Source organism: Noviherbaspirillum soli (genome assembly GCF_015352955.1).
GTDB classification, from domain to species: domain Bacteria; phylum Pseudomonadota; class Gammaproteobacteria; order Burkholderiales; family Burkholderiaceae_D; genus Noviherbaspirillum_A; species Noviherbaspirillum_A soli.
In genome coordinates this window covers 143,535-160,436 of sequence record NZ_JACYOX010000006.1, presented here as the reverse complement: position 1 = coordinate 160,436, position 16,902 = coordinate 143,535, and the positions used below count along the sequence as shown (strand labels likewise).

The following is a 16,902-nucleotide window of genomic DNA, read 5'->3' as shown; positions in this document are numbered from 1 at the left end:
CATTGTCGGCAACCGTGCCGTGGTCGGCTGTAACCGCGCCAGATACGCTCAGCACCTGGCCGTTGGTAGCAACGTCCACATCGCTGAAACCTTGCAGCAGCTGTGCTGCGGTCACGGTGTATGCGGTGTCTTCGGTGCCTGCAGCCAGAACAGCCGTGGCGCTGCCGGTCACTGCATCATTGACTGCCGCGAGGTTGAACTGCTGGCTGGCTGCCACTGTGCTGCCGTTGCTATCGGTGACGCTGTAGCTAAGAGTGACTTTGCCGTTGTAGTTCGCGGCTGGCGTCATCGTGTAGGTGCCATCGCCATTGTCGACGACCGTGCCGTTGCTGCTTTTCAGGTCAGCTACTGACAGCTTGTCGCCATCGACATCACTGAAGCCCTGCAGCAGATCAGATGCCTTGACGGTGTAAGCCGTATCCTCGGTGCCGCTTGCCAGAGTCGCCTGCGTACCGGACAGGACTGGCGCATCGTTAGTGCCGATAACGTTGACTGTAACAGTGCGCTCAACCGTACCGCCTCTGCCGTCGCTGAGCACGACAGTAAAATGTTCCACTTTGGTCTCGCCCGCAGCCAGATATTCCACTGCCGAAGCGTTTACGCTGTAGTTCCATGTGACCACGCCGCCTTTGCCGGTGCCGGTGGTGTCTCCGCTGATGCTAGCTGTTAATTGACCCAATGCGCCTGCTGTGGAAGTAACCACTGTGGCTGTATGAGTGTCAGCCAAATCTGCGTCAGTGAAGGCAATATTGCCTGTAGTGACAAGGGTCCCCGTCGGGATGATTTTTTCTGTTACCTGGCCTGTCAGCGTTTCGGCGCCAATCACTGGCCCGTCATTTTGACCCAATATGTTCACTGTTACGCGGGCTTGGCTAAGAGTGCCGTTACCCAGGCGGATCGCATAGACGAATGAGTCGTGTACAACTTCATTGCCTGCCAATGTATTGATACTCGTTCCGCTAGGGCCTGCCACCCCATCTGTTACCGCGCCAAGTGCAAACTCAATTTTTCCATTATTAATCCGTACCCAGTTCTGCTGCTCGGTTTTTTCCCATCCCGAGACACCGTTTGCATTCACGTCTTTTATCAATAACTCAAAGTCAGCAGTTAATGGATTTCCATTGCCGTCGTCAACTGAATAAAGCGTTTTCGCATTGCCGCCGAGATCATTACCCATGACGTCCAAGGTAAGGACGGAGTTGGTATTGTTATAGTTCGCCAGCCCTAAGATTTGATCCTCAGAATAGTTGTATACGTCATTGCCTGCTTGGGGCGTATTCGTGAAAGACGTCTGGTTAATTGCCATGAAAATTTTCCCTTGGATTTCTTGATTTATGCAATGAAGAGATGACTAGCAGTCGAATTATTCGCATGTACTTTGCGCAGGCAAAAAGCGGCCCATTCCTATATCAACAGACTTTTTGTTTGCCTTACCGCACAGCGTATTTCTCTGTGATTTTCTTGCGGCCCACCTCTGCCCCCTCCAAGTCGTAAATGAAATTCATCACGCTTTCAGGTAACAAAGTCAAATATTTATAAATTCTCAATGTTGCGTCAGCAAATGTAGGACAAATTCTTACAATGCACTTCATCAGTTCCTACAAGCTTGATGCATGGTACCCGGCGATTCCTCGACTTGAATGGACGATAAATCCCCTCTTACATAGGACATACAGACTGTTTTTAAATCGGGAAAATAGTTGCTTTGTACTACTTCTTGCCTTGTAACAAGCTACGTGTATTACCATCGGTTGCTATCAAAGCAAGCTATCTTCAAAAAGAATGTAGCGAACATCACACATCGATGCAGGCATGGCGCTGAAGGGCTTTATTTGACCTGGTTGCTTTCAGCAGATTTGCTTACACATGATCTATAGCCCATTGTCAATTAACTGACCATCATTAATTCACAAAGAGTAAGCACGCTTCCGGGCTTTAAAGTTAAATCCTGCCCAGCCTCATAATTAATCATTAACAGCGCCACTTCGGCAGAGCAGCCGATGCCGCCTCTACACGTGGAATGGGCCAAGACTCCGTCTTATCCCGACATGAGCCACAAACCGCTCGCAGCAGATGCCCTGAAAAGCCTTTCGGTCAATCTTTTACATTAACTAGCTTCAACAACTTCTACACAAAATAATTTCCTGAATGAAAATATGTAAACCGTAGGAAACGAAGGGAGGCGGCAAAAGATTTCGCCTTGTGTTGTTGCAAAATATCAACATTTTTTTAAGCAATCCAATTTTTAGAACGATTGATATCCGCACCAATTTTCCGGTGGTAAGATCGTCGCAGCCTACTAGCAGTAATCCCATCTTAAATAAAGGTTTGTTTAATCCGTTAGCAATTTAACGATCGCTTGATGCACGAAGCGAAGCAACTTGCTGACCTGTTTGCGATGCCTAACTCTGTGAACCGAGCATGTTCAAGAACAAGAACGACAGTCATGGCCAGTTAGGGCTGGATTTTTCGGATGGGTCGATGGTGGCCCATATCCGGCTGCTGCTCGCTGTCTCGGCCCTGCTGACCATTTTTACCGAGTCCGCACCCGAACCCGACCATCTGGACTTGGCCGTGTTTATCGGCTACACGCTGCACACCACCGCGCTGTTCGTGCTTTCCCTGCTGCACAAGCCGATTGCCCGCAGCAGGCTGATCCCCTGGCTCGACGCCTGCTGGTACGCGATGATGGTGATCTCCACCGGCGGCAGCGGAAGCCTGTTCTTCCTCTTCTTCTTCTTCGCCATCCTGACCGCCTCCTTCCGCTGGGGCTTCGAGGAAGGCGCGCGGGTGACCGTGGCGTCCACCCTGCTCTTCTTTGCGGCATGCGGCCTTGAACAAACCGTCGACGTGCCTTCCACCCTGCTGCTGCGCGCCACCTTCCTGCTGGCGCTGGGCTACATGATCGCGCGCTGGGGGCAGTCCGAAATGGCGCTGCGCAATCGGCTGGCGTTGCTGCGCGACGTGAACCAGCTCTCCAACCCGCGTTTCGGCGTCGACCACACCGTGACCTCGGTGATGCGCAAGACCCTGGAATTCTTTGGCGGCGACAGTTGCGTGCTCGTGGTGCGCAACGATGACCAGCCCACCTGCATCTACCGCACCGTCAAGCGCAATGCGCCGGACGAGATCGCCCGGGCGCAGCATGTGGACGCACGGGCCATGGCGCCTCTGCTCGACTTCGCGCGCGAGCAGGTGGCGCTGTACCAGTCTCCCGCCTTGCCCGGCATCAGGCTGCGGGCAGGCTGGCGCATCCATGACAATGCCACCGGCCACTGGAGCAAGGGCGCCGGCCAAGATGGCGACAGCGTGGTGGAACTGCTGGACAGCCCGGCATTCATCGCCGCGCCGGTGCCGCTGCGGCGCGGCGAAGGCCGCATCTACGTGGCATCGAAGCACAGCGACCTCACCCGCGCCGACGCGCTGTTTCTTGCGCACATTGCCGCGCAGGCCTTTCCCGTGATCGAGAACATCGAACTGCTGGACCGGATCGCCTCGGAAGCCGCGTCCCAGGAACGCAAGAAGATCGCCCATGACCTGCATGACGCGGTGATCCAGCCCTACATCGGCCTCAAGATCGCGCTGCATGCCATGAGCCGCAAGGTGGCGCCAGAAAATCCCCTGGCGGAAGACCTGCACCGGATCAGCGAGATGGCCAGCCAGGTCATCACCGACCTGCGGCAGTATGCGGGCCGCTTCAACAACGGCGCGGTGCAAGGCGAATCGGCTTTCCTTGCCAGCCTGCACCGGCAGGCCGAGCAGGTGCGCAAGTTCTATGGCATCGACATCACCATCAGCGTGGACGGCAACTTCTGCGTCAGCGACCGGCTGGCCGCCGAGGTGTATCACGTCATCAGCGAAGGCCTGGCCAACATCCGCAAGCACACCAGCGCCCGCCGCGGCGCCGTCCGGGTGGGTTGCGCGGAAGGCTGGCTCAACATCCAGATCGAGAACGAGGGCGCAGGCGCGCAGCCGGCCGACTTCACCCCCCGCTCCATCGCAGACCGCGCGGCGGCACTGGGCGGGCGGGCCAAGGTGCTCAAGGCCAACGGCGGACGCACGGCAGTCCATATAGAGATACCGGTATAAGCAAAACCAGAACAATCATGAACACGACAACGACAATACAAACAGGCACAGACATGGAAACCACGCAGCGCGCCATCCGGATCATGCTGGTGGACGACCACCAGACCATGTTGTGGGGGCTGGAACAGCTGGTACGCAGCGAAGCGCCGCGCATGGAAGTGGCAGGCACGGCGCGCACCGCCGAAGAGGCCGTGAGCGCGGCGGCACGCCTGGCGCCGGACGTGATCCTGCTGGACGTGGATTTGGGCGGCAGCTGCTCGGTCGACGTCGTCCCGGTGCTGATTGCCAACGGCGTCTCGCGGGTGCTGCTGCTGACCGGCACCAGCGACCAGGACATTCTGGACCAGGCCATCAAGCGCGGCGCGCGCGGCATCCTGCACAAGAAGGCATCGCCGGCGGAAGTGATCAAGGCGATCGACAAGGTCCACCAGGGCGAGCTGTGGCTGGACCAGACCGCGCTGGGCCGCGTGCTGGGCCACCTGCTGAACCCGGCCGCCGCGCCCAAGCCCGACCCCGACGCCCACCGCCGCGCCAGCCTGACGGCCAAGGAACGCAAGGTGATCCAGGCGGTGGTGGAAGGCAACGGCGCGCTGAACAAGGCGATTGCGGAGCGGCTGTTCATCTCGGAATACACGCTGCGGAATCACCTGACGTCCATCTACCAGAAGCTGCAGGTGGCGAACCGGCTGGAGCTGTATGTGTATGCGGTGAAGCATGGGCTGGGGGTGGAGCAGGAGAAGATGAAGGCGGTGGGTTGAATGCTGCATGGGCTGCTGATGGCCAGGGCTGCGGCTTCCGGCTGTGATGGCACCGAACCGGCGAGGCCTGAGCGCACAATCAGTATCACGCTCCCTCGCCGCCCATGGCCAGGCGCTTGCCATGACGGGCATTTTCCTTCTACCCACGACGCATCCCGCGCACACCGCTGCGGCAGCCATGCCGTACGCAACTTGCTGAAACGGCCCGCCCGGGCCGGCCGCTGATTCATTCATCACCACATCCGGCGCGACGGATTGCCGCCGGGCCAGTGGCGCAATTTTTCCCATCGACATCAGGTACGAAAGTACTAGTTCCCTCATCAAACAAGGGTTATCGAGTCCTACATGGAAAAGGACTTTTGTCAGTCTCGCTCCTACACGCCAATCTTTATAGTTCATCCCATCAGGAAGCATTTTCCGCTGCCTGATACGCGGTTCAAGCGGTTCTGAAAATCGGAGAGTGGGATGTATTCATTAAAGGGCGTGCCGAAAGGCTTCATGCGTTTTCTGCAGGAAGAAGATGGCGTTTCCTTTATCGAATGCGCACTCGTGGCCTCGCTAGTGGCAGTGGTTGCTGGTATTGGACTGCTGGCGCTGGGCAAGGTGATGTAAGGCTGGTTCTTATTCCGGGCTTCGGCAGTGGAATGGACAGACAAGGAGCGGGAGGTCGCCGGGATTTATGCTTGGATGGACAACGGCTAACAATAAAATCCGCGCAGTGGCATTGGCATTGACAAAGAAATTAAAAGATCTCTTGTAGATAAATTTGAAAAGGAAATATCATGGAATTCATTAAGAATTTTATGCAGGAAGAAGACGGCGTTACGGCAATTGAGTATGGCCTAATTGCGGCGCTGATTGCGATCGCAATTATCGTTGGCGCCAAAGCAGTTGGCACCAACCTAAATGGCTTGTTTAATCGAGTAGCTACTTGCTTGACCACCCCAGCCACCTGCACTTAATTCCACAGCCCAATATTTTAAGCCGTCTTCGGGCGGCTTAATCTTTTACAAAAAAGAGGGAAAGACAAATACAACAGCCTAGACAGAAGTGTCGGATTATCTTGCTCGACTGAGAGGAGGCACAAGCGCCCTCTACCGAATATGCGCTGTTTGCATCCTTCATTTTAATATTATTTTCTTTTTGATTTAATCAATATTGAATTGACGATTTCTCTATGGCCGCAGATATAACGCTGTGTAATTTCTGCAATCAGCCATAGCAACCTCTGTCAATAAATAATCCTACTGCATCCTTACAGAAAAAGTCGAAATGAAATGATTGAGTTTGGAATTTTCCATCTTGGCAATTTCTTCATTGGTCTGGAGTTCGTTTTCCTTTCGGCTTTTGTCATTACTGCAGCCATTTATGACATTCAACTCCGGCGAATACCCAATTGGCTTGTGCTGAGCGGAATTGCAAGCAGCCTTCTATGGGCAACCGCCTCAGGATATGGATATGGTCTTATCTTCTGGGCAGCCGGACTAGCGGTCGGCTTTTTTTCTTTTCTGCCGCTTTATATTTTTCGCGCAATGGGCGCGGGAGATGTAAAGCTCATGGCACTTGTTGGCAGTTTCCTAGGTGGTTTCGCCGCTTTTCAAACCGTAGTCCTGACGCTGCTCGCAGGAGGCGCACTAGCACTGATGGTCATGGCTTTTAAACGCAGTTGGAAACTGGTTTTTTCCAACCTCAGCGTGATGATGGCAAACATAGCGATCGCCGCAATGTGTAGGCAATTGCCAAAGACTGAAATGCCTGCACAGTCCGCTGGCAACTTACCTTACGGCGTCGCCATTGCTGCTGGCACCCTGGTCTACGTAGGCTTTTTCCGTCAATGAAACCGGAGCTTCCACAAGGCGCAAAAATTACAAGGCTGAAAAACCTATGTCTAGCTTATTGAATTCGCCCATCTTGGAGCAATCAAGCCAGTCTTCAGCATCGTCCATTCCAGCCCCGCGCTCGCCCGAGCAGACGGGTTTGCCCTTCCTTTTCCTGGTCGAACTAGTTTCGAAGGTGCTGTTCCTGCGCGGTCAAGTGCGGCTGGTGGAACTATCTTCGCATCTGAAGCTTTCTAACAGCGTGCTCGACCCGCTGATTACCTTCATGCGCGCGGAAAAACTATGCGAAGCAGTCCGGCGCGGCGGTAGCAACACCGATGCAGACCTCACATTCACCCTGACCGACACCGGCCGCGCCCGCGCCGCCGAATTTCTGAGCCGCAGCGCCTATGCCGGCCCGGCGCCGGTCACCGTGCAGGATTATTGCGCTCAAGTAGAGGCCCAAAGCGTGGCCCACATGCATGTGCTGCGCGAAGACATCGCACAGGAATTCGAAGGCATAGTCGTCAGCCCAACCGTGCTCGAAAAATTCGGTGCCGCGATGAATTCCGGCCGCGCGCTCTTCATTTATGGCCCGGCCGGCAGCGGCAAGACCTTCCTTGCAGAATGCCTGGCCGGCCTTCTCAAGGGCAATATCTGGGTGCCTTATGCCATCCTGGTGGATGGCGAAGTGATCCAAGTTTACGATCCGGCCGTCCACCATGAAGCAGCGAGCGAAGTAGCGCAAGCCAACCTGCTGGACAAGCGCGACGCACCCGACCCACGCTGGGTGCGCTGCAAGCGTCCCGCAGTATTGACCGGCGGCGAACTGACGCTGGACATGCTGGAACTGCAGTTCGACCCCGGCACCCGCTACTACCAGGCGCCGCCGCATCTGAAGGCCAACAACGGCATCTTCATCATCGACGACCTCGGCCGCCAGCGCTGCTCGCCGGCCCAGTTAATGAACCGCTGGATCGTGCCGCTGGACCGGCGCATGGACCACCTGGCGCTACACACCGGCCACAAGTTCATGGTGCCTTTCGATGTGGTGGTGGTGTTCTCGTCCAACTTCGGGCCGGAGCAAATGGGCGACGGCGCCTTCCTGCGGCGGCTGGGCTACAAGATCGAGATCGGCGCGCAGACCGAGCCGGACTACGAGCGCATTTTCCGCCAGGCCTGCGAAGACCACCGCGTGCCCTACTCGCACGATGCCTTCCAATACATGCTGCGCGAGCGGCATCAGAAGGAAGGCAAACCGCTGCTGGCCTGCTATCCGCGCGACCTGGTGTCGCAGGCGCGCGACCTGGCCCGCTACGAAGGCCGGCAGCCGGAACTGAACCCGCAGGTGCTGGACTGGGCCTGGAACAACTATTTCGCCGAGCGCTGAAGGCCGGCATGAACCGCAACGATGTTGAACGCAACAGCGGCCGCAACAGGCCTAGCCTGCCGGCCCGACCAGGGGAACTGAAATGAGAAATACCCGCGCAATGATGATGATGGCCATCGCCGTCGTGCTGGCCTTCGCGGCCGTGATCGTGGCGGCGCGCTGGATAGGCGCGCAGACCCAGGGCAACTCGGGCAAGATCGCGGTGGCGCTGGTGGATATCGGGCTGGGCGCGCGCATCAATCCCGAGATGGTGCGCATGGTTGACTGGCCCACCGGCGCGATGCCGCCCGGCGCCTTTACCGACCCCAAGGAGCTGGATTCCCGCGTGGCCCGCAGCAGCATGCAACGAGGCGAGCCCATCATGGAAAGCAAGCTGGCGCCGCCCGGCACCAAGGGTGGCCTGTCGGCCGTGGTGGCCGAAGGCAAGCGCGCCATCACTGTGCGCGTGAACGACGTGGTGGGCGTGGCCGGCTTCGCGCTGCCGGGCAACTACGTGGACATCCTGGTCAACACCCAGGAGGAAGGCGCGAAAACCCCCAACCGTGATTCGACGATTTCCAAGATCGTGCTGGAACGCATCCTAGTGCTGGCCATTGCGCAGGAGTCCAACCGCGACGACACCAAGCCCAAGGTGGTTAATGCGGTGACGCTGGAAGTTTCGCCCGAGCAGGCCGAGCGGCTGGACCTGGCGCGCAGCGTGGGCAGCCTGTCGCTGGTGCTGCGCAACCAGATCGACCCGGATCCGGTGAATACCGGCGGCGCGACCAAGGCCACCCTGTTCAACGTGCAGGCGCCAGTGGCGCCGGCGGCGAAATCCGAGCCGGCGCCCAGGCCCCGGCCCGTGATCAGGCAAGTGGCCGCGCCGAAGCCGCCGGCCGACCAGGTTGAACTCATCAAGGGACTGTCCCGCACCACCCAGCAGTTTTGAAGCTAAGCCATTTGAAGAACAAGAAAGCAAGGGAGAAGCATCGATGACCAGAACCTGGACCGAGGTAAGGCCGGCCGCACTGCGCACGGCGCTGGCGGTGGCGGGCGCCGTCGCCGCCTTTGCCGCGCACGGCCAGGCGGCCGTGGAGTACGGCACGGTGGGCACGCGCACCGCGCCCATGAAAGCCGCTGCGCCGCTGCCGGCCGCCGCCCAGCCCGGCAAGCCGGGCAGCCCCGGCGTGGCCCAGCCGGCAGCGGCAACGACCGCGGCCGCTCCCTCACCGCAGCAGCCGCGCATGCAGCAGCCGCGCATGCCGGCCACCGGCAAGGTGGAGATGGCGCCGCAGGTATTTTTGGCCGAGGGCAAGTCCACGCTGATGCGCCTGCCCTACCCGGCATCGAGGCTGTCGGTGGGCGATGCCTCCGTGGCCGACGTCATCCTGCTCAATCCCAGCGAGGTCTATATGCTGGGCAAGTCCATCGGCACGACCAACCTGATGATGTGGAACAAGAGCAATGACGCCACCATCATCGACATCGCGGTGGGCCTCGACACGGCGGCGCTGCAGTCGCGCATCGCCGCGCTGATGCCCGAGGAAAAGGACATCAAGATCACGACGGCGGCCGATACCCTGATCCTGTCCGGCACTGTGTCCGACGTGGGCAAGGCCGAGCAGGCGATGGCGCTGGCCAATGCCTACGTGCAGCGCAGCGCCAAGGGTGCCCAGGCGGGCGGCGCGGCAGGCGGCGACCAGGGCGCGGCGGCAGCCGGCGGCCAGTCCGGCGCGGCGCCCAAGGTGGTCAACATGATGGGCATCGCCGCGCCGCAGCAAGTGATGCTGGAAGTGAAGGTGGCGGAAGTATCCAAGACCCTGGTGGACCAGCTCGGCGCAAGCATAGGCGGCAGCAAGACCCGCGGCAGCTGGACCTATACCCTGCTGTCAAACCTTCTGACCGGCAGCCCGAGCGTGGTCGACGGCTTTAACAATAAAAACGGCAACTTCGCCACGCTGGATGCGCAGAAGCGCGACGGCCTGGTGAAGGTGCTGGCCGAGCCCACCGTGATGGCCATCAGCGGCCAGGAAGCCAGCTTCCTGGCCGGCGGCAAGATCTTCATCCCGGTCAGCCAGACCAACAACAACGGCATACCGACCATCTCGCTGGAGGAAAAGGAATTCGGCGTGGCGGTGAAGTTCACACCCACCGTGCTGGCCGGCGGCCGCATCAACCTGAAGGTGGCGCCGGAAGTGTCCGACCTGAACCGCGAGGGCGTGGGCATTACCGCCACCGGCGTCAACACCACCGCCATCCTCCCTTCCTTCACCACCCGCCGCGCCACTACCGTAGTGCAGTTGTTCGACGGCCAGAGCTTCGCCATCGGCGGGCTGATCAAGAACAACGTAACGGCCAACATCAAGGCGCTGCCGGTGCTGGGCGAAGTGCCAGTGTTGGGGCCGCTGTTCAGCAGCAACGACTTCCAGAGCGACAAGACCGAGCTGGTGTTCATCGTCACGCCGCGCCTAGTCAAGCCGCTGGCGCAGGACTATCCGCTGCCGACCGACGCCTTTGTCGAACCGACCCGCGCCGAGTTCTTCCTGGGCGGGAAGATGGAAGGCAGCAGGCCGCCCCAGCCAGCCCGGCCCGCGGCCAATCCTGCAGCCGGATTCGAAGTGAAATAGGAGAAAGAGGATGAACCATACCGTTACCCGCGTGGCGCTCGCCTGCCTGCTGCCACTGCTGGCCGCCGGCTGCGCGCAGCGCGCGCCCTACCTGGAAAGCCAGATGGGCCAGTCGCTGACCATGCTCAGGGCGCAGCAGACCATCAATCCCGACGCCTCGAACAATACCGACGCGGTCGCCGGCATGGATGCGCGGTCCGCCCAGGTAGCGCGCGAGCGCTATGAGCAGTCATTCAGGACGCCGGTGGCCCCGCCGCCACGCAATGCCTTCACGATAGGAATCAGCAGCGGGCGCTGATGCCCGCTGCGCCTGCTACATGGAGGAGCTGTAATGCAAAGGCCTTTCTTTCATCGAACCCGGCAAGGCGGCGCGGTCGCCATCATCGTCGCGCTGTCGATCGCGGTACTGATCGGCTTCGGCGGACTGGCCCTGGATTCGGGCCAGCTCTTCGTTTCTAAGACCGAGCTGCAGAATGCCGCGGATGCATGTGCGCTGTCTGCCTCGGCCGCGCTCACCGGCGCCAGCGCCAATCAGCTGGTGATTGCCGAGAACTACGGCAAGACGGCCGGACAGGCCAACCGCGTCGGTTTCCAGCAGAATGCAGTGCAGGTGGCCGGCACCGACGTGACATTCAGCCAGACCCTTAACGGCGCCTACTATTCCAAGGACGCGATCGCGGCGACAGACGTACTGAAAATGAAGTTCGCCAAATGCACGCTGGCGCGCACCGGCATCAAGACCTGGCTCATCCAGGTGCTGAATGTGCTGCCGGGGGTCACGATAGGCGACCAGGCCGTAGCATCGATGGGCGCGGCCACGCTGCAGCCGTCGCAAACCAGCTGCGCGCTGCCGGTTGCCGTCTGCCAGGCGGCAACGCCATTCGTCAAAGGCCAATGGATAGAAGGCGCGGTCGGCGCGCAGGACAACTTGACCGGCGACTTCAAATGGATCAACTATATCAAGGCGAACAGCGCTAAGGACATCAAGGACATCCTGACCGGCGCCGGCGTGTGCAACCTGCCTTCCACAGGTGAAAAGGTGGGTGCGCCGGGCGGCAAGGGCAGCGAGTCGGCCGCGTGGAACACCCGCTTTGGCATTTATGCCGGCGGCTACAAGGGTCCGGGCGATGGCGTTCCGGATGAAACCGGCTATGCCTACACCGAGTTTTCCTGGCCGGCCAAGTTCAATGCCTACGCCGGCACCAGCCCCTCGGGCTATCCCAACTTCAAGACCGCACGATCCAGCTATGCGGCTTATCAGGGCGACGGCAAGAAGGCCGGCGAAAGCGGGCTCAACACCAACGGCACCGCGATCAGTTCGGCAACCCACCAGGCCTCGGGTTCCGACCGGCGCCTAGGCATCGTGCCGGTGGTGAATTGCACGGAATTCGACGGCGGCTCGCATGAAGCCGCGATCCAGCGCTTTGCCTGCGTGCTGATGCTGCACCCGCTGGAACAGGGCGCGGGCGGCGGCAGCACCCGGATGTTTCTCGAATACCTGGGCGAGTCCAACGACCCCACCAGCCCGTGCGCCTCGGTCGGCCTGCCGGGCAGTTCGACCAGCGTCGGCCCGCTGGTACCTTCACTGGTGCAATAGGCGACTGATCATGAAGAAGACACTGAAATGGCAAAGAGGCGTGGCGGCGGTGGAATTCGGCATCCTGCTGATTCCGCTGATTCTGATCGCCTTTGGCACCACCGAGTTCGGCCGCGCAATCTACCAGTACAACACGCTGGCAAAGGCCACGCGCGACGCAACGCGCTTTCTTTCCCGGCATGACTCCACGGCTACGGATTATCCCCTGGCCGATGCCCGCTGCCTGGTGGTCTATGGAAAGCCCTGCACCGGCGACTCGGGCACCCCGCTGGTTCCGGGCCTGACCACCTCCATGGTGAAGGTGTGCGACCGCAGCAATTCTTCAAGCTGCCCCGGCGAATCGTTTTCGGCGGTGGACACCGGCAGCGGGGTGATCAACCTGGTGAAGGTGAAGATCGCCGGCTACCAGTTCACATCGCTGGTGCCATTCGTCACGGGCTTCACCACGATTACCTTCGGCGACATTGGCACTACCATGAGGCAGGTGTTATGAAGACCCGCGCCGCCACCATGCCAGTCGGCCGCGCCTTGCAGCGCGGCGCTGCCGCCGTTGAATTCGCGCTGGTGTGCATGGTATTCCTGACCCTGCTGATCGGCATCATGGAAATGGGCCGGGTGCTGTTTTACTGGAATGCCGCCGCCGAGGCAACGCGCTGGGGCGCCCGTCTGGCCGTGGTGTGCGACCTCAACGACAGCATCATCAAGGAAAAGATGCGGGTGATGCTGCCCATCCTGAAAGCCACTGACATTTCGGTCAGCTATTTCCCCTCGACCTGCGCCGGCGATGCTGCCACCGCACGTGCCAGTTGCGAAAGCGTCACCGTAGAGATTAGCCCAACAGTGGTTGTAAAGACATTCATACCGACGCTGGCTGCGTCACTGACCCTGCCGCCCTTCGTGACCACATTACCGAGGGAAAGCATGGACAGCGCCACCGAGGCCAACCCGGTATGCAAATGAAGAACGCAATCGTGCCTGTGGCAGTGCACGGTTTTTTCCACATAAAAAAAGCAGCCGACTTGCCGGCTGCAACAGGCAACAAGTAACAGGAGCTATTGTGAAAATCGCCGTCGTATCACCTAATGACAGGCTGGCCATGGACATCGTCCGGCTGCTGCGCGAGCGCAGCCCGTCGGACGAAGTCGAAGTCATTGCCGGTCTTGCCCACGTGCTGGCGGCAGGCGCGGGAGCAAGCACATCCGACGTCCTCGTGCTGGATGCGCCCTCGATGGGCGAGGGCGACCTCGACCAGCTGGAACGCCTGAGCCACGTGCATCCGCGCCTGGCCTTCATCGTGCTGTCGCAGCAAACCTCGCCCGAATTCCTGATGCGCGCGATGCGCGCCGGTGTGCGCGAGGTGCTGCCGCTGCCGCTGGACGGCCAGGCGCTGTCGGCCGCGGTGCGCCGCATCGAGGAGAAGCGCGGCAGCCAGGCGCAGACCCATGGCAAGGTGCTGGCTTTCATTTCCTGCAAGGGCGGCAGCGGCGCCACCTTCCTGGCCACCAACCTGGCCTATGCGTTGGCCACGCTGAAGAACAAGCGGGTGGCCCTGATCGACTTGAACCTGCAGTTCGGCGATGCCTCGCTGTTCGTGTCGGACCAGAAGCCGGGCGCCACCATCGCCGACATCTCGCAGCAGATCCACCGGCTGGACGCCTCCTTCCTGCAGGCCAGCATGCTCAATGTCACGCCCAACTTCAGCGTGCTGGCCGCGCCGGAAGACCCGGCGCATGCCAACGACGTCAAGCCCGAGCACGTGGACCAGCTGATCAAACTGGTCCGCCGCCACTATGACTTCGTGATTCTGGATCTCGGGCGCAGCCTGGATGCGGTCAGCATCCATGCGCTGGACCATGCCGACACTATTTTTCCGGTGCTGCAGACCACCCTGCCCTACATCCGCGACGGCAAGCGGCTGCTGGGCGTGTTCCGCTCGCTGGACTACCGCAAGGACAAGGTGCGGCTGATCGTGAACCGCCATGAAAAGAATGGCGACATCAAGCTGCGCGACGTGGAAACGGCATTCAGCGCCACCGACATCCGGACCATACCCAACCACTATGACGCGGCCGCCGCTTCCGTGAACCAGGGCGTGCCGGTGCTGAAGCTGGCCAAGTCCAGCCCGATCTCAAAGGCGCTGCAGGAGTTCGCGGAGGCGCTCTGTCCGGAAGAAGCGAGCGCCTCCTCCGGCTGGCTGTCGCGCGTGCTCAAGCGCGCGTAGGGCCTGGCAAACCATATCGAATAGCGACGAAAGGACCACTGCACCATGAACGCCGAAAACATGTCACTGAGGGACCGGCTGCGCAGCAGCACCCAGGTCAACGGCCATGCCGCCGTGGCCGCCGCGCGCACCGGCGGCATCGAGAACCGGGCCTACCAGGAACTGAAGAACCAGATCTACCAGGTGCTGATGGACCGCATCGACCTGGAAAGCCTGCAGCGGCTGTCGCAGGACCAGATCCGCCGCGAATTGCAGGCGCTAGTGGAGCGGCTGCTGGAAGAGGAATCCGCTGTCCTCAACGATATCGAGCGCAAGACCCTGGTGCGCGACATCCAGAATGAAATGCTGGGCTTCGGGCCGCTGGAGGAACTGCTGGCCGACCCTAGCGTATCCGACATCCTGGTCAACAGCCACAAGCAGGTATACGTAGAGCGGCGCGGCCGGCTGGAGCTGACGGACGTGGTGTTCTTCGATGACGCCCACCTGCTGAAGATCATCGACAAGATCGTCTCGCGGGTGGGCCGCCGCATCGACGAGTCCAGCCCCATGGTGGATGCCCGCCTGCCGGATGGCTCGCGCGTGAACGCCATCATCCCGCCGCTGGCCATCGACGGCCCCTGCATGTCGATCCGCCGCTTCTCCGCGGTGCCGCTGAAGATGGACGACCTGATCGGCCACCGCAGCCTGACCGCGGAAATGGCGGAGATCTTGCAGGGCTTGGGCAAGGCCAAGATCAACATCGTCATTTCCGGCGGCACCGGCAGCGGCAAGACCACCATGCTCAATGTGCTGTCGGGCTACATCAGCCATTCCGAGCGCATCGTCACCATCGAGGACGCGGCCGAGTTGCAGCTGCAGCAGCCGCATGTGGTGCGGCTGGAAACCCGGCCGGCCAACATCGAGGGCAAGGGCGAAGTCTCGCAGCGGGCGCTGGTGAAGAATGCGCTGCGGATGCGGCCGGACCGCATCATCCTGGGCGAGGTGCGCGGCGGCGAGGCGCTGGACATGCTGCAGGCGATGAACACCGGCCATGAAGGCTCGATGGCCACCATCCACGCCAACACGCCGCGCGATGCGCTGACCCGCCTGGAGAACATGGTCAGCATGGCGGCCGCCAGCCTGCCCACCAAGGCGGTGCGGCAGCAGATCAGTTCCGCCGTGGGCGTGGTGGTGCAGATCGGCCGCCTGACCGACGGCAAGCGCAAGGTGCTGTCGATACTCGAGATCACCGGCATGGAAGGCGACATCATCACCACCCAGGAGATCTTCACCTTCAAGCAGACCGGCACCGACCAGAGCGGCGCCATCATCGGCCACTTCAGCGCCACCGGCATACGGCCGCGCTTCCTGGAGCGGCTGCGCGCCTTCGGCATTGCGGTGCCGGACACGCTGTTCGACCCGACCCGCCAGTACCACTAAGCAGAAGGCCATGGACACCCTCTATTACCTGTTCGGCACGCTGATTTTCATCGCGGTGGTGCTGTTCATCGAAGGCGCCTACCTGACTTGGAATTCCAGCAAGGGGCCGGAGGCGAACCGCATTGCGCGCCGGCTGCGCATCCTGTCGGCCGGCGCGCATGGCGAAGGCGGCGATGTCTCCATCGTCAAGGACAGGCTGCTGAGCAACAGCCCGGCCATGCAGCGCCTATTGCTAAAGCTGCCGCGCGTGCACGCCGCCGATCGGCTGCTGCAGCAGTCGGGCCTGTCATGGAATGTGTCTACCCTGCTGGGCATCAGCCTGGCGCTATTCCTGGTGACCTTTTTTTCCATGGGCTTGCTCGCTATTCCGCTTCTGATCAAGCTGGCCGGCGCGGCTGCGTTGGCTACCCTGCCCTACATGCATGTGGCCCGCGCCCGTGACAAGCGCCTGACGCGCTTCGACCAGCAGCTGCCCGATGCGCTGGACCTGATGGGCCGCGCGCTGCGCGCCGGCCATGCGTTTCCGACCGCGCTGAAGATGGTGGCCGATGAAGCCAGCGAGCCGCTGGCCAGCGAATTTGCGGTCGTGTTCGACGAGGTGAATTTCGGCATTGCGATGCAAGACGCGCTGATGAATCTGGCCACCCGCGTGCCCAGCACCGACCTGCGCTATTTCGTGATCGCGGTGCTAATACAGCGCGAAACCGGCGGCAACCTGTCCGAGCTGCTGTCCAACATCAGCAAGATCATTAGAGACCGCATCAAGCTACTGGGCCAGATCCGGGTGCTGTCGGCCGAGGGCAAAATGTCGGCCTGGGTGTTGGGCCTGCTGCCCTTCGGCGCAGCGCTGTTAATTCACCTGATCAATCCAGAGTTCTTGGCCGTTCTTTACACCGACCCCGGCGGCCGCAAGATGGTGGCTTTTGCCTTGACGATGATGGCCGTCGGGGTGATTGCCATGCGCAAGATCATCAAGATCAGGGTTTGACATGGACCAGCCGACAT

The 16,902-nt window shown here is 60.5% G+C and carries 16 protein-coding genes; 15 read left to right on the top strand and 1 reads right to left on the bottom strand.

Annotated features, from left to right (window positions below; translation table 11 throughout):
• Positions 1-1,306: cadherin-like domain-containing protein (locus tag IGW04_RS07870; protein WP_194712501.1), on the bottom strand; the 1,306-nt coding region annotated here is incomplete at its 3' end.
• Between the two features lie 1,115 nt (positions 1,307-2,421).
• Here IGW04_RS07870 and IGW04_RS07865 point away from each other — a divergent pair.
• The 15 genes from IGW04_RS07865 (at position 2,422) to IGW04_RS07795 (ending at position 16,885) form a co-directional block, all read left to right on the top strand.
• The gene (locus tag IGW04_RS07865) at positions 2,422-4,089 is read left to right on the top strand and encodes a sensor histidine kinase (protein WP_194712500.1); all 1,668 of its coding nucleotides are present in this window, start codon (positions 2,422-2,424) and stop codon (positions 4,087-4,089) included.
• 53 nt (positions 4,090-4,142) lie between these two features.
• Positions 4,143-4,847, top strand: coding sequence for a LuxR C-terminal-related transcriptional regulator (locus IGW04_RS07860; protein WP_228526919.1), 705 nt, complete (start codon positions 4,143-4,145; stop codon positions 4,845-4,847).
• Between the two features lie 465 nt (positions 4,848-5,312).
• Entirely contained in the window at positions 5,313-5,459 is a 147-nt protein-coding gene (locus IGW04_RS07855) for a Flp family type IVb pilin (RefSeq protein WP_194712517.1), read from the top strand.
• Between the two features lie 170 nt (positions 5,460-5,629).
• Entirely contained in the window at positions 5,630-5,809 is a 180-nt protein-coding gene (locus IGW04_RS07850) for a Flp family type IVb pilin (protein WP_228526918.1), read from the top strand.
• Positions 5,810-6,124: 315 nt separating this feature from the next.
• Positions 6,125-6,685 carry an A24 family peptidase gene (locus tag IGW04_RS07845; protein WP_194712499.1) on the top strand — a complete coding sequence of 187 codons (561 nt, stop codon included), beginning with the start codon at positions 6,125-6,127 and terminating at the stop codon, positions 6,683-6,685.
• 139 nt (positions 6,686-6,824) lie between these two features.
• The gene (locus IGW04_RS07840; RefSeq protein ID WP_228526917.1) at positions 6,825-8,054 is read left to right on the top strand and encodes a P-loop NTPase family protein; all 1,230 of its coding nucleotides are present in this window, start codon (positions 6,825-6,827) and stop codon (positions 8,052-8,054) included.
• 82 nt (positions 8,055-8,136) lie between these two features.
• Entirely contained in the window at positions 8,137-8,982 is an 846-nt protein-coding gene (gene cpaB / locus IGW04_RS07835) for a Flp pilus assembly protein CpaB (RefSeq protein WP_194712497.1), read from the top strand.
• A gap of 43 nt (positions 8,983-9,025) precedes the next feature.
• A complete protein-coding gene (locus IGW04_RS07830; RefSeq protein WP_267253683.1) occupies positions 9,026-10,660 on the top strand; it encodes a type II and III secretion system protein family protein in 1,635 nt (544 codons plus the stop codon).
• Positions 10,661-10,670: 10 nt separating this feature from the next.
• On the top strand, positions 10,671-10,958 hold the full coding sequence (locus IGW04_RS07825) for a hypothetical protein (RefSeq protein WP_194712496.1): 288 nt from the start codon (positions 10,671-10,673) through the stop codon (positions 10,956-10,958).
• Positions 10,959-10,991: 33 nt separating this feature from the next.
• A complete protein-coding gene (locus tag IGW04_RS07820) occupies positions 10,992-12,257 on the top strand; it encodes a pilus assembly protein TadG-related protein (protein ID WP_194712495.1) in 1,266 nt (421 codons plus the stop codon).
• Between the two features lie 10 nt (positions 12,258-12,267).
• A complete protein-coding gene (locus tag IGW04_RS07815; RefSeq protein WP_194712494.1) occupies positions 12,268-12,750 on the top strand; it encodes a TadE/TadG family type IV pilus assembly protein in 483 nt (160 codons plus the stop codon).
• Positions 12,747-13,217, top strand: coding sequence for a TadE/TadG family type IV pilus assembly protein (locus IGW04_RS07810; RefSeq protein WP_194712493.1), 471 nt, complete (start codon positions 12,747-12,749; stop codon positions 13,215-13,217). Before IGW04_RS07815 ends, IGW04_RS07810 begins: the two co-directional genes overlap by 4 nt.
• Positions 13,218-13,314: 97 nt before the next feature.
• A complete protein-coding gene (locus IGW04_RS07805; protein WP_194712492.1) occupies positions 13,315-14,478 on the top strand; it encodes an AAA family ATPase in 1,164 nt (387 codons plus the stop codon).
• A gap of 60 nt (positions 14,479-14,538) precedes the next feature.
• Positions 14,539-15,897, top strand: coding sequence for a CpaF family protein (locus IGW04_RS07800; protein ID WP_407672074.1), 1,359 nt, complete (start codon positions 14,539-14,541; stop codon positions 15,895-15,897).
• Between the two features lie 10 nt (positions 15,898-15,907).
• A complete protein-coding gene (locus IGW04_RS07795; protein ID WP_194712490.1) occupies positions 15,908-16,885 on the top strand; it encodes a type II secretion system F family protein in 978 nt (325 codons plus the stop codon).
• Positions 16,886-16,902: the final 17 nt, after the last annotated feature.

Bases quoted from the DNA above. Each gene is read 5' to 3' on its own strand.
- IGW04_RS07855 (WP_194712517.1), top strand. From the start codon at position 5,313: ATGTATTCATTAAAGGGCGTGCCGAAAGGCTTCATGCGTTTTCTGCAG.
- IGW04_RS07800 (WP_407672074.1), top strand. From the start codon at position 14,539: ATGTCACTGAGGGACCGGCTGCGCAGCAGCACCCAGGTCAACGGCCAT.
- IGW04_RS07845 (WP_194712499.1), top strand. From the start codon at position 6,125: ATGATTGAGTTTGGAATTTTCCATCTTGGCAATTTCTTCATTGGTCTG.
- IGW04_RS07810 (WP_194712493.1), top strand. From the start codon at position 12,747: ATGAAGACCCGCGCCGCCACCATGCCAGTCGGCCGCGCCTTGCAGCGC.
- IGW04_RS07865 (WP_194712500.1), top strand. From the start codon at position 2,422: ATGTTCAAGAACAAGAACGACAGTCATGGCCAGTTAGGGCTGGATTTT.
- IGW04_RS07820 (WP_194712495.1), top strand. From the start codon at position 10,992: ATGCAAAGGCCTTTCTTTCATCGAACCCGGCAAGGCGGCGCGGTCGCC.
- cpaB (WP_194712497.1), top strand. From the start codon at position 8,137: ATGAGAAATACCCGCGCAATGATGATGATGGCCATCGCCGTCGTGCTG.
- IGW04_RS07815 (WP_194712494.1), top strand. From the start codon at position 12,268: ATGAAGAAGACACTGAAATGGCAAAGAGGCGTGGCGGCGGTGGAATTC.
- IGW04_RS07795 (WP_194712490.1), top strand. From the start codon at position 15,908: ATGGACACCCTCTATTACCTGTTCGGCACGCTGATTTTCATCGCGGTG.
- IGW04_RS07825 (WP_194712496.1), top strand. From the start codon at position 10,671: ATGAACCATACCGTTACCCGCGTGGCGCTCGCCTGCCTGCTGCCACTG.
- IGW04_RS07850 (WP_228526918.1), top strand. From the start codon at position 5,630: ATGGAATTCATTAAGAATTTTATGCAGGAAGAAGACGGCGTTACGGCA.
- IGW04_RS07830 (WP_267253683.1), top strand. From the start codon at position 9,026: ATGACCAGAACCTGGACCGAGGTAAGGCCGGCCGCACTGCGCACGGCG.
- IGW04_RS07860 (WP_228526919.1), top strand. From the start codon at position 4,143: ATGGAAACCACGCAGCGCGCCATCCGGATCATGCTGGTGGACGACCAC.